The sequence below is a fragment of the Streptomyces venezuelae genome (genome assembly GCF_008642335.1).
GTDB classification, from domain to species: Bacteria; Actinomycetota; Actinomycetes; order Streptomycetales; family Streptomycetaceae; genus Streptomyces; species Streptomyces venezuelae_F.
The window spans coordinates 459,338-472,261 of sequence record NZ_CP029191.1 but is presented as its reverse complement, the minus strand read 5'-3'; the positions used below and the strand labels follow the sequence as shown (position 1 = coordinate 472,261).

At 71.0% G+C, this 12,924-nt stretch carries 8 protein-coding genes; 2 read left to right on the top strand and 6 right to left on the bottom strand.

What is annotated here, in order from left to right; translation table 11 throughout:
- Positions 1–97: 97 nt before the first annotated feature.
- Both DEJ49_RS02125 and DEJ49_RS02120 read right to left on the bottom strand, forming a co-directional pair.
- A complete protein-coding gene (locus DEJ49_RS02125; protein WP_150182098.1) occupies positions 98–1,000 on the bottom strand; it encodes an acyl-CoA thioesterase in 903 nt (300 codons plus the stop codon).
- 46 nt (positions 1,001–1,046) lie between these two features.
- Complete coding sequence (locus DEJ49_RS02120; RefSeq protein ID WP_190329239.1) at positions 1,047–3,620, bottom strand: DEAD/DEAH box helicase; 2,574 nt, start codon at positions 3,618–3,620, stop codon at positions 1,047–1,049.
- A 61-nt stretch (positions 3,621–3,681) separates the two neighbouring features.
- Between DEJ49_RS02120 and DEJ49_RS02115 the strand changes: the two genes are divergently transcribed.
- The gene (locus DEJ49_RS02115; RefSeq protein WP_150182097.1) at positions 3,682–4,476 is read left to right on the top strand and encodes a metal-dependent hydrolase; all 795 of its coding nucleotides are present in this window, start codon (positions 3,682–3,684) and stop codon (positions 4,474–4,476) included.
- 69 nt (positions 4,477–4,545) lie between these two features.
- On the opposite strand, the gene DEJ49_RS02110 is transcribed toward DEJ49_RS02115, so the two are convergent.
- From DEJ49_RS02110 to DEJ49_RS02095, 4 genes are read right to left on the bottom strand one after another with little or no spacing between them, the layout of a single operon-like run.
- Positions 4,546–6,366 (bottom strand): ABC transporter ATP-binding protein, encoded by a 1,821-nt coding sequence (locus tag DEJ49_RS02110; RefSeq protein WP_150182096.1) that lies wholly within the window; start codon positions 6,364–6,366, stop codon positions 4,546–4,548.
- Entirely contained in the window at positions 6,363–8,174 is a 1,812-nt protein-coding gene (locus tag DEJ49_RS02105) for an ABC transporter transmembrane domain-containing protein (RefSeq protein WP_150182095.1), read from the bottom strand. Before DEJ49_RS02105 ends, DEJ49_RS02110 begins: the two co-directional genes overlap by 4 nt.
- A gap of 57 nt (positions 8,175–8,231) precedes the next feature.
- Complete coding sequence (locus DEJ49_RS02100) at positions 8,232–10,013, bottom strand: ABC transporter ATP-binding protein (RefSeq protein ID WP_150182094.1); 1,782 nt, start codon at positions 10,011–10,013, stop codon at positions 8,232–8,234.
- On the bottom strand, positions 10,010–11,944 hold the full coding sequence (locus DEJ49_RS02095; RefSeq protein WP_150182093.1) for an ABC transporter transmembrane domain-containing protein: 1,935 nt from the start codon (positions 11,942–11,944) through the stop codon (positions 10,010–10,012). The genes DEJ49_RS02100 and DEJ49_RS02095 overlap by 4 nt, the downstream gene beginning before the upstream one ends.
- A gap of 203 nt (positions 11,945–12,147) precedes the next feature.
- Here DEJ49_RS02095 and DEJ49_RS02090 point away from each other — a divergent pair, with 203 nt between their 5' ends.
- Positions 12,148–12,888 carry a L,D-transpeptidase family protein gene (locus DEJ49_RS02090; RefSeq protein WP_150182092.1) on the top strand — a complete coding sequence of 247 codons (741 nt, stop codon included), beginning with the start codon at positions 12,148–12,150 and terminating at the stop codon, positions 12,886–12,888.
- Positions 12,889–12,924: the final 36 nt, after the last annotated feature.

Sequence of the window (12,924 nt, the reverse complement as noted above, 5' to 3'; positions counted from 1 at the left end):
TGTGATCGTGCCCGGAACCTATCCCGAACGGAGACACAGATGCCCGGCAATATGCCCCGCCCCCTTGCCCGCGCGCGAGCAGCGGGTCACTCGCCGCTCAGGCGCCGGACGTCGGACCGTCCATGTGGCGCTCTCCGTATGGACGGAACAGCCCCTCCTGCACCACCGACACCAGAAGGCGGCCCTCAGTGTCGTAGATACGACCCCTGGCGAGGCCGCGGCCCCCCGTGACGATGGGGGACTCCTGGTCGTACAGGAACCACTCGTCGGCGCGGAAGGGGCGGTGGAACCACATGGCGTGGTCGAGCGACGCCATGTCGAAGCCGCGCGGCCCCCAGAGCGGTTCGACCGGGATGCGGACCGCGTCGAGCAGCGTCATGTCGCTCGCGTAGGTGAGCGCGCAGGTGTGCACGAGCGGATCGTCGCCCAGCGGCCCCACGGCGCGCATCCACACCGCGCTGCGCGGCTCGGCGTCCTTGATCTCCTCGGCGGTCCAGCGCAGCCGGTCGACGTACCGGATGTCGAAGGGCTGGCGTCGGGCCATGCGTTCCAACTGCTCGGGGAGCGCGCCGAGGTGCTCCTTGATCTCTTCGGCGACCGTCGGCAGCGACTCCGGAGAGGGGGCCGCCAGACGCGGCGGCAGCTGGTGTTCGAAGGCGCCCTGTTCGGGCTGATGGAAGGAGGCGGTGAGGTTGAAGATGGTGCGGCCCTGCTGGACGGCGGTGACGCGGCGCGTGGTGAAGGAGCGCCCGTCCCTGACCCGCTCGACCTGGTACACGATCGGCACGCCCGGACGGCCCGGGCGCAGGAAGTACGCGTGCAGCGAGTGCACCGGACGGTCGCCCTCGGTGGTGCGGCCCGCGGCCACCAGCGCCTGGCCGGCGACCTGCCCGCCGAACACGCGCTGCAAGGACTCGTTAGGGCTGCGGCCCCGGAAGATGTTGACCTCGATCTGCTCCAGGTCCAGCAGGTCGACCAACTTGTCGGCGGGATTGTTCATGGCAGTTCCTCGACTCCTGTCCGGGGCACGCGGATCCTCGGGGCTCTCAGAGCTGGCCGACGTCCGTGACCCGGATGACGGCGAGGCCCTCCTCGTCCGAAGCGGCGAGATCGACCTCCGCGCTGATGCCCCAGTCATGGTCGCCGTTCGGGTCGGCGAACGTCTGGCGGACGCGCCACAGACCGTGCTCGGGATCCTCCTCGATGCGCAACAGCTTGGGGCCGCGGGCGTCGGGACCGGTGCCGAGATCTTCGTACTCGTCCCAGTACTTGTCCATGGCCTCACCCCAGGCGTCCGCGTCCCATCCGGACTCGGCGTCCAGCTCGCCGAGCTCCTCGACGTGATCGAGGGCCGCCAGCTCGACCCTGCGGAACAGCGCGTTGCGCACCAGGACGCGGAAGGCACGCGCGTTGGCCGTGACCGGCTTGACCTGGTCCGCCTTCTCCTGGGCCTCCTCGGCCGTCATGACCTCGGGGTTGGCCAGCTGCTCCCACTCGTCGAGGAGGCTGGAGTCGACCTGCCGGACCATCTCTCCGAGCCAGGCGATCAGGTCCTCCAGGTCCTCGGACTTCAGGTCGTCCGGGATGGTGTGTTCCAAGGCCTTGTACGCGCTCGCGAGGTAGCGCAGCACGATGCCCTCGGTGCGGGCGAGCTCGTAGAAGGACGTGAACTCGGTGAAGGACAGCGCCCGTTCGTACATGTCCCGGATGACCGACTTCGGGGACAGCGGGTGGTCGCCGACCCACGGGTGGCTCGTGCGGTACGTGTTGTACGCGTGGAAGAGCAGCTCCTCCAGCGGCTTGGGGTACGTGATGTCCTGGAGCCGCTCCATGCGGTCCTCGTACTCGACGCCGTCCGCCTTCATCAGCGCCACGGCCTCGCCCCGCGCCTTGTTCTGCTGGGCCGCGAGGATCTGACGCGGGTCGTCGAGGGTGGACTCGACGACGGACACCATGTCGAGGGCGTACGAGGGGGACTCGGGGTCGAGGACCTCGAACGCGGCGAGGGCGAACGTCGACAGCGGCTGGTTGAGCGCGAAGTCCTGCTGGAGGTCGACGGTCAGCCGCACGATGCGGCCCGTGGAGTCGGGCTCGTCGAGCTTCTCCACGACCCCGCCGTCGAGCAGGGAGCGGTAGATCGCGATGGCCCGACGGATGTGCCTCAGCTGCTGCTTGCGCGGCTCGTGGTTGTCCTCGAGGAGATGACGCATCGCTTCGAAGGCGTTGCCCGGCCGGGCGATCACGGACAGCAGCATGGTGTGCGTGACCCGGAAGCGGGACGTCAGCGGCTCCGGCTCGGAAGCGATGAGCTTCTCGAAGGTGCTCTCGGACCAGGCGACGAAACCCTCGGGGGCCTTCTTGCGGACCACCTTGCGGCGCTTCTTAGCATCGTCGCCGGCCTTCGCCAGCGCCTTCTCGTTCTCGATGACGTGCTCGGGAGCCTGTGCCACCACGAAGCCCGCCGTGTCGAAGCCCGCACGCCCGGCCCGCCCGGCGATCTGGTGGAACTCCCGCGCGCGGAGCGTGCGGACACGGTTGCCGTCGTACTTGGTGAGGGCGGTGAACAGCACGGTGCGGATCGGCACGTTGACGCCGACGCCCAGGGTGTCGGTGCCGCAGATGACCTTGAGAAGGCCCGCCTGCGCGAGCTTCTCCACCAAACGGCGGTACTTGGGCAGCATGCCCGCGTGGTGCACGCCGATCCCGTGGCGCACGTAGCGGGAGAGGTTGCGGCCGAACTTGGTGGTGAAGCGGAAATTGCCGATCAGGTCGGCGATCTTGTCCTTCTCCTCGCGCGTGCACATGTTGATGCTCATGAGCGACTGCGCGCGCTCGACCGCCTGGGCCTGCGTGAAGTGCACGATGTAGACGGGCGCCTGCTTGGTCTCCAGCAGCTCGGTGATCGTCTCGGTGATCGGCGTCAGACGGTACTCGTACGAGAGCGGCACCGGGCGCGTCGCCGACCGCACGACCGAGGTGGGCCGGCCGGTGCGGCGCGTCAGGTCCTTCTCGAACATGGAGACGTCGCCGAGCGTCGCCGACATGAGGATGAACTGCGCCTGCGGAAGTTCGAGCAGCGGGATCTGCCAGGCCCAGCCGCGGTCCGGCTCGGCGTAGAAGTGGAACTCGTCCATCACGACCTGGCCGATGTCGGCGTGCTTGCCGTCCCGCAACGCGATGGAGGCGAGGACCTCGGCCGTGCAGCAGATGACGGGAGCGTCGGAGTTGACGGACGCGTCGCCCGTCAGCATGCCGACGTTCTCGGTGCCGAAGAGTTTGCACAGGTCGAAGAACTTCTCCGACACCAGAGCCTTGATGGGCGCCGTGTAGAAGGTGACCTTGTCCTGGGCGAGCGCCGTGAAGTGGGCCCCCGCCGCGACCAGGCTCTTGCCGGAGCCGGTGGGCGTGGACAAGATCACGTTGGCCCCGGAGACCACCTCGATCAGCGCCTCCTCCTGGGCCGGGTAGAGAGTGATGCCCTGGTCCTCGGCCCACGACGAGAAGGCTTCGAAGAGGGCATCGGGGTCGGCGTCGGGCGGCAGCTGATCGATAAGGGTCACACCCCCATCTTGCCTTCCTTCCCACCCGATCAGGGAACCGGAGGTCCCCACGAAGATCACGAACGCTACGCTGTGTCGCCGACGGGGCGTCAGACCAAGGGAAATGGGGCGGGCAACAGCGATGATGGGACCGGCACACTCACTGTCGGGAGCGGCGGCCTGGCTCGGGGTCGGCGCTGCCGCAGCGGCGGCGGGGCACACCATGCCCTGGCCGGTCCTCCTCGTAGGGGCGCTGATCTGCGCGGGAGCGGCGCTCGCGCCCGACCTGGACCACAAGTCGGCGACCATCTCGCGAGCCTTCGGACCGCTCTCACGGGGCTTGTGCGAGATCGTCGACAAACTCTCGTACGCCGTCTACAAGGCGACCCGCAAACAGGGGGACCCGCGCCGCTCGGGCGGGCATCGTACGCTCACGCACACGTGGCTCTGGGCGGTGCTGATCGGAGCGGGCGCCTCGGCCCTGGCGATCTTCGGCGGGCGCTGGGCGGTCCTCGGAATCCTCTTCGTCCACATGGTGCTCGCGATCGAGGGCCTGCTGTGGCGGGCCGCCCGCGGGTCGAGCAGCGATGTGCTCGTGTGGCTGCTCGCGGCGACGAGCGCCTGGATCCTCGCAGGGATCCTGGACAAAGCGGGCAACGGCGCGGACTGGCTGTTCACCGAGCCCGGCCAGGAGTACCTGTGGCTGGGACTGCCGATCGTGCTCGGCGCGCTGGTGCACGACATCGGGGACGCGCTGACCGTCTCCGGCTGCCCGATCCTGTGGCCCATCCCCATCGGCCGCAAGCGCTGGTATCCGATCGGCCCGCCCAAGGCGCTCCGGTTCCGGGCCGGCAGCTGGGTCGAGCTCAAGGTGCTGATGCCGGTGTTCATGCTGCTCGGGGGAGTGGGCGGCGCGGCCGCGCTCAACTTCATCTGAGGCGCCCCCCCACGCGGTAAGGGGCACCCTCGCCCGGAGGGCGGCCGTGGCGATCGTGGCGGTCGTGCCTCATGCCCTGCCCGGCTGCTCACCGGCCCCGGCCTGCCGGTGTTCGCCGTGCCAGGAGTGCCACAGCGCGGCGTAGGCGCCGTCGGCCTCGACGAGCTCCTCGTGGGAGCCCAGCTCGGTCACCCGGCCATCCTGCATCACCGCCACCCGGTCCGCGTCGTGGGCCGTCTGCAGCCGGTGGGCGATGGCGATGACGGTGCGCCCGCGGAGGACCGCCGCCAGGGCCCGCTCGGTGTGCCGTGCCGTCGACGGGTCCAGAAGCGCGGTGGCCTCGTCGAGGATCAACGTGTGCGGGTCGGCGAGGACGACCCGGGCCAGCGCCAACTGCTGCGCCTGCGCTCCGTGCAGCTGATGGCCGCCGGGGCCCAGCTCGGTGTCGAGACCCTGCGGGAGGTCGGCCGACCAGTCGGCGCCGACCGCGGTGAGGGCTGCGCCGAGTTCGGCGTCCGTGGCGCACTCCGCGGCTATGAGGAGGTTGTCCCGGACGGTCCCGAGGAACACGTGGTGCTCCTGGGTGACGAGGACGACTTGCCGGCGCAACCGGTTCGGAGGGAGATCGGCGATCTGTACGCCGCCGACGGTCACCGTTCCGTCGAGGGGAGCATCGATGCCTGCCAGGAGTCGGCTCAGGGTGCTCTTTCCCGCCCCCGAGGGCCCGACGATCGCGAGCCGCTCACCGGGGCGCACGGAAAGGGTGACCCCGCGCAGCACATCACCCCCGCTGCCGTACGCGAAGCGCACTCCCCGCACCTCGATGCGGTCATCCTCGGGGGTGCCGCCGGAGGAGGGCTCGGACATTCCCTCGGGGGCGGCCGCCAGCCCTTCGACGCGGGCGAAGGAAGCGCCGCTCGCCTGCACCTGTTCGACCTGCTGAAGGATCGTGTCGAGGGGCTGGGAGAGCTGCTGAAGGTACAGGGCAGCGGCGACCACTGTGCCGAGGCTCACGGACCCCTGCTGGTGCAGCATGCCGCCGAGGAAAAGCACGGCGACGACCGGGACCGCGTACGAGACGTCGATGGACGGGAACAAGACGCTGCGCAGGAACAGCGTCCGGTCATGGGCGGCGACGCACCGCTCGATCTCCGCCTCGCTGTCCGCGACACGGCGCTCGCGCAGCCGAAGGGCCTCGACGGTGCGGGCTCCGGAAGCGGTGGCCGCGAGGACTTCCGCCAGCGCGGAGTGTGCCGCGCCCTGCTCCAGGTAGGCGGAGCGGGCACGGCGCAGGTACCAGCGGGTGGCGAACCAGATGCCGGTGAGACCGAGCACTCCACAGGCACCGAGCAGCGGGTCGAGGAGGAAGACCGCGACCAGGATGAACAGCGCCTGCACCACCGCGACGAACACATCGGGTCCGGTGTCGCGCAGCATCTGCCCGGCGGTCGAGACATCAGTGGTGCCGCGGGCCGTCAGGTCACCCGCACCGGCCCGCTCCACGACCGAGGCGGGCAGCGCGAGTGCCCGGTCGACGAACTGTTCACGGATGCGGGCGAGGGTCCGCTCGCCGAAGCGGTGGGCGAGGTAGCGGGCGTGCCGCGCCAGAAGGAGCTGGGCGAGGGCACCGGCCAGGATGCCGAGCGCGAGGCGGTCGACGGCATCGACGCCACCGCCGTCCCTGACCGTGTTGATGATGCGCCCGAGGAGCCAGGGGCCGGTGAGGCCCGCTGCCGCCGCGAGCGCGTTGAAGGCGATCATCGTGACGAACGCGCCGGTGTCCTGGCGGATGAGGTGGACGGCGGCGCGGCGGACCTGGCGGCGATCGGCCACGGGCAGCCGGCCGGGAGCGTGGGTGACGGCAGCCTGGCCGCGGTGGGACGACGTCATCGGAGGGCCTCATGAGTCGGTTCGTCGGAAGGGCGAGGGCGCGTGCGGCGTTCTGCTGCGCGCTGCTCCTCCGCCTCGTGGCCCTCGTGCTCCGCGCCCTCGTCGGTGCCGCGCGACACCAGGCGCCGGTAGTCCGCATGGCGGGCGAAGAGGTCGGCGTGGCTGCCGGCCGCGGTCACCCGGCCGTCGACCAGGTAGAGGACGACGTCGGCTCGGTCCAGAACGAGAGGGGACGTGGTGGTGACGAGAGTCGTCCGGCCCGTGCGGGCGGCGCGCAGCCGGGCCGCCATGTTCGCCTCGGTGTGGGCGTCGACCGCGGAGGTGGGCTCGACGGCCAGGAGGACTTCCGGCTCGGCGAGGAGCGCCCGGGCCAGGCGGACACGCTGATGCTGCCCGCCGGACAGGTTGCGGCCGTGGGAGTCGAGCGTGGCATCGAGCCCGTCCGGCAGGCCGAGGACGATGTCGCGGGCCATGGCCGCGTCGACCGCGCGGGCGATCGCTCCCTCGTCCGGAGCGCACCGGCCTGCGACGGCCGCGCGCAACGTACCGGCGAAGAGGTCGGCCTCGTTGTCCGCCACCAGGATCCGGGTGCGGACCTCGTCCAGGGCGACGGCGTCGAGACGCACCGACCCCCAGGTGGCGAGGGATGGAGCGAACCGGCCCAAGCGGTCGACGATGTCCGTGCCGTCGGAGGCACGAGCACTGACCAGGGCGGTGAGGAGCCCCGGCACGACCTCCACACCGGACAGCGGGTCGCGCAGCACCGCCGGCCCCTTCGGACCGGGCACAGGCTCCACGCGCGCGGAGGACTCCCATTCCCCGGGCGCCAGGTTGAGGAAGTCCACGACCCGCCGCGCGGCGACCAGGCCGCGGCCGATGTCGTAGCTGCCTTCGATGAGGAACGTCACCGGCAGGACGAGGACGGCGACGTAGCCGTAGACGGCCACCAGCTCACCCACGGTGATGCTGCCCTGGGCGGCCATGCGGGCGGCGAGCCAGGTCACGGCGGCCAGGAAGAGGGTGGGCAGGCCGATGCCGAAGGCCTGGACCCAGCTCATGCTCGAACCGACCCGGTAGCCCTCGTCACGGAGTCGACGCGAGCCTTCGCGGTACCGGGCCGCGAACACCCCCTTGCCACCGAGGCCGTTCAGGACACGGAGGCCGCCGGCGAGGTCGCCGAGCATCGCGGAGAGCGCGCCCTGACGGTCCCGGTAGGCCGACTCCGCCCCCTGCAGACGGCCGAGGAACGGACCGATGAGCACGGCGAGCAGGGGCACGCCCACCAGCACCACCACGGCGAGCAGTGGAGAGACGGACAGGAGCAGCGCGGCCACCACGAAGTAGGCGATCACCGCGCCCACTCCGGGGCCCGTCACGGTCAGGGTCTGGCTGATCACACCGACGTCGGAGTGACCGATCGTGACGACCTCACCGGCCGAGACCTGGCGCGGCAGGGCCGCGCCGAGCCGGGTCGCGTGGTCGACCACGACCCGAACGGTACGGAAGTAGGCGTCGAGCCGGATGCGGGTCATGGTGCGGTGCCGCGTGATCGCCAGCCAGGCGTTGAGGAGCCCGATGCCGAACAAGGCCACGCACCAGCCGACGAGAGCGGAGCGGTCGCCCGGGCGCAGACCGTCGTCGATGGCGCGCGACAGGACGTACGGGGGAAGGGTCAGGCAGACCATCCACACGCTGCCCAACAGAGCTCCGAGGAGCACACGTTGCGGCTGGCTGACGATCACCCACCAGAGGTAGCGGGCAGGCCCGCGCCGGTCGGGGACGCCGGGATCCGTGGACGGTGCAGCCATCCTCGTACCCTAACTACCCCCGCACCAGCGGTAACAGGACGCCCCGGGCCAGGGCGGCTATCCGTGCCAGGACCGCCACAGCGCCGCGTACGCGCCGTCCGCAGCGACCAGTTGATCGTGGCTGCCCAGTTCGGCGATCCGCCCGCTCTCGACCACCGCGATGACGTCGGCGTCGTGCGCGGTGTGCAGCCGGTGCGCGATCGCCACGACCGTGCGGCCGTCCAGCACGCGGGCGAGGGAACGCTCCAAGTGCCGGGCCGCGCGCGGGTCGAGGAGCGACGTCGCCTCGTCCAGGACCAGCGTGTGCGGGTCGGCGAGGACGAGGCGCGCCAGTGCGATCTGCTGCGCCTGCGCCGGAGTCAGCGCGAAACCGCCCGAGCCGACCTCGGTGTCGAGGCCCTCATCGAGACCGCGCGCCCAGTCGGCCGCGTCGACCGCCCCGAGCGCCGCCCACAGTTCGGCGTCCCGGGCCCCCGTTCTGGCCAGGAGGAGGTTGTCGCGCAGGGAGCCCACGAAGACGTGGTGTTCCTGGTTGACGAGGGCCACGTGGGCACGCACCTGCTCGGCGGGCATCGCGGACAGTGCGGCGCCGCCGAGGGTGACGTGTCCGGTGCGCGGACCGTAGATCCCGGCGAGGAGCCTGCCCAGCGTCGACTTGCCCGCGCCCGACGGGCCGACCAGGGCGACCCGGGAGCCGGGCTCGACGGCGAGGGAGACCTCGCGGAGGACGTCGACGCCCGCGCGGTAGCCGAAGTGCACGTCGTCCGCACGGACATCACGCCCGTCCGGAGCGATGGAGGGATCGCCCGCGTCGGGCTCGATGTCCCGCACACCGACGAGCCGGGCCAGCGACACCTGGGCGACCTGCAGCTCGTCGTACCAGCGGAGGATGATCCCGAGCGGGTCGACGAGCATCTGGGCGATGAGGACACCGGTGGTCAGCTGCCCCACTCCGATCCAGCCCTGCAGGACGAAGACACCGCCGATCATGAGGGTCGAGCACAGCACGGTCGTGTGCGTGAGGTTGATGACCGGGAAGAGGACCGACCGCAGGTAGAGCGTGTAGCGCTCCCAAGCCGTCCATTCGGCGATGCGGCGCTCCGACAGCTCGATGCGGCGACGGCCGAGGCGGTGCGCCTCGACGGTGCGGCCCGCGTCGACGGTCTCGGTGAGGGCGGCGGCCACGGCGGCGTAGCCGGCGGCCTCGGAGCGGTAGGCGGCGGGCGCCCGCTTGAAGTACCAGCGACAACCCGCCACGAGAAGCGGCACGGCGACGAGCACGGCGGGCGCCAGAGGCGGTGCCGTCACGACGAGCCCGCCGAGCAGCAGCACCACCCACACCACACCGATGGCGAGCTGCGGCACTGCTTCGCGCATGGCGTTCGCGAGACGGTCGATGTCCGTGGTGATGCGCGAGAGCAGGTCTCCGGTACCGGCCCGCTCCAAGACGCCCGGTGGCAGCCCGACGGACCGCACGAGGAAGTCCTCGCGCAGATCAGCCAGCATCCGCTCGCCGAGCATCGCGCCGCGCAGCCGCACCTCCCGTACGAAGATCGCCTGCACGAGCAGGGCCACCACGAACAGACCGATCGTGAACTCCAGGTGGAGGTCGCGCGCGCCGTCCGAGACCTTCTCGACCAGGTCACCGAGCAGATAGGGGCCGACCATCGAGGCGACGACGGCGAGCGTGTTCACCAGGATGAGCAGGAGGAAGGCGCCGCGATGGCGTTTGAACAGTTCGGTGACGTAGGTGCGTACGGTCGCGGCCGAGCCGACGGGCAGGGTCTCCGCCGTCGTGGGGGCCGCCGGATCGTATGCCGGGGGCGCCAGGCCGATCATGCCGTCTCCTCGATGTCGAGTTCGGTCAGGATGTCCGTGTCGGTTTCTGTGTCCGTGTCCGTGGGGGCACCTGCGGCGGTGCGTTCCGCGTCGGTCTCCCGGGTGACGACCGCGCGGTATCGCGGCTCAAGGTGCACCAGTTCGCGGTGCGCGCCCACCGCCGTGACCTCGCCGTCGGCGAGGAAGACGACGCGCTCGGCGCGGTCCAGGAGCAGTGGCGACGACGTGAGCACCACGGTGGTGCGTCCTTCGCGCAAGCGCCGGATGCCGTCGGCGATCCGGGCCTCGGTGTGCGAGTCGACGGCGGACGTCGGCTCGTCGAGCACCAGCGCCTCGGGGTCGGTGACAAGGGAGCGGGCGAGGGCCAGGCGTTGGCGCTGGCCTCCGGAGAGGGAGCGGCCGCGTTCCGTGAGGTGGGCGGCCATCGGGTCGTCGTCGGTCGAGGCCTGGGCGAGGGCGTCCAAGACGTCGGAGCACTGGGCCGCGTCGAGCGCTTCCTCGGGGCTGACGGCTCCCGACGCCGGTACGTCGAGGAGCTCGCGGAGCGTTCCGGAGAGGAGGACGGGGTCCTTGTCCTGGACCAGGACGGCGGTGCGGGCGGTGGCCAGCGGCAGCTCGTCCAGCGGTACGTCGCCGAGACGCACGGACGGCATACCCGCGGCCTCGTCGAACGCCGGATGCCCGCCGAGACGTTCGGCGAGGCGACCTGCCTCGTCCGGGTCGCCGCAGACCACGGCGGTGAGCCGTCCCGCGGGCGCGAGCAGCCCGGTCGCCGGGTCGTACAGGTCACCGGTGGGCGTGAGGGACTCGTCGACGGGAAGCTGTGCCATCGCAGAGGTCGTCGCGGATCCGAGCTCAGCCCCGCCTTCAGCCCCGCCCTCAGCTCCGCCCTTAGCTCCGTCCCGGGAGCGCGTGCGCGACCCCGTACTCTCCGCCGTCCGCTGGAGTGAGAGCACGCGGGCCGCCCGCTTCGCGGAGGGGCGCGAGAAGGAGTACGCCATGGCGATCTCCTCGAAGTGCCGCAGCGGGTAGTTGAGGATCATGATGGCGCTGTAGACGGTGACGAGTTCACCGACCGTGACACGGCCCTCGCGGGCGAGGTGCACCCCCTGCCAGACGACCGCGATCAGCAGCAGGCCGGGCATCAGGACCTGGATCGCCGAGATGACCGCCCACATGCGGGCGCTGCGGACGGCGGCCGTGCGGACCTCCTGCGACGCGGTGCGGTACCGGTCGAGGAAGAGTTCCTCGCCGCCGATGCCGCGCAGCACCCGCAGCCCGGCGACGGTGTCCGACGCCAGCTCGGTGGCCCGGCCCGCCTTCTCGCGCTGGTGGTCCGCGCGGCGTGTGGCGCGGGGCAGCAGCGGAAGGACGGCGAGGGCAAGGACAGGGATGCCGATGGCGACGATGATGCCGAGAGCGGGCTGGTAGACGAGGAGGCCGACACAGACGAGGACGACGGTGAGCGCCGCCGCGGCGAACCGCGACAGGGCCTCGACGAACCAGCCGATCTTCTCGACGTCGCCGGTGGAGACGGCGACGACCTCGCCCGCGGCGACGCGCCGGGTGAGCGCGGAGCCGAGCGCGGCGGTCTTGCGGGCGAGGAGTTGCTGTACGCGGGCCGCGGCGGTGATCCAGTTGGTGACCGCGGTGCGGTGCAGCATCGTGTCGCCCAGCGCGATGGCGACGCCGAGGAGGAGGATCAGCGCGCCCGCGAGGGCGAGCCGTCCGCCGGACCGGTCGAGCACGGCCTCGACGGCGACGCCGACCATGTACGGCAGGCCCGCGATGGAGCCGAAGTGCAGCAGGCCCCAGGCGAGGGACTTGAGTTGTCCGCCGAGCTGGTTGCGGCCCAGCCACAGCAGGAAGCGTGGCCCCGACCGGGCATCGGGGACGCCGGGGTCGGGATACGGAAGGTCGCGAATCTGCATGACGTCCCAGGAATCGGTGCGGCGGCCGTCGCCCGGACGAATGCGTAGCGGGAGCGCACGGCGGTTACAAACCGTGAAAGGTTCGCCTCGCGCGGTGGCCCGAGGCAAACGGTTTTCCGCCCTGAGGTAAAGAATCAGCCCGGTCACGGCGTGGGCAGCGGGGCCTGACGGGGGATCCGCGGACGGGGTGCGACCATGGGCGGATGCGAATAGGCGGTTCGGTGCGAGTGGTGGTCGCGGCAGCGGCCTGCGGTGTTCTTCTGACGTCCTGCGCGAGCGGAAGCGACGACGGCCCGAAGAAGGGCGGCGCCGGAGCTGATCATGGAAAGAGTCCCCAGGCAGGGGCCGCTGACGCACGGCGCATCCCCGATGTGGGCGACCGGCTGCAGTCCAAGATCCCCAAGGAGTCCCGCCAGGTCGTGGCGGTCTACGGCGACGGTGAGGACTCGGCGAAGTCGACCGTCGTGCTCTACACGAAGTCGGGGGCGAAGGACACCACCTGGGAGAAGACCCGTAGCTGGCTCGCGCACAACGGGAAGAAGGGCTGGACGACCGACCACCGGGAGAACGACAAGCGCAGCCCGGTCGGCGTGTTCACGCTCACCGACGCGGGCGGCGTCCTCGCGGACCCGGGCGCCAAGTTCCCGTACACGAAATCGTCGTCCATGCAGGCCCCGCACTACTGGCCGAAGACGCACTGGCACGATTTCGACTACGTCATCGCCATCGACTACAACCGCGCCAAGGGGACCCCGCCGAACGATCCGACGCGCCCGCAGGGGCAGGCCAAGGGCGGCAGCATCTGGCTGCACATGGACCACGGCAGTGGCACGTCAGGTTGTGTGAGTCTGTCGAAGGTGGCCATGTCGTACCTGCTGCGTACGCTCGACCCGAAGCAGCACCCGGTCGTGGTCATGGGGGACCGGGCAAACCTGGCGGCGTGAGACGTAGGGCGCGGGGCTGCACGTGGTCGATGTGAT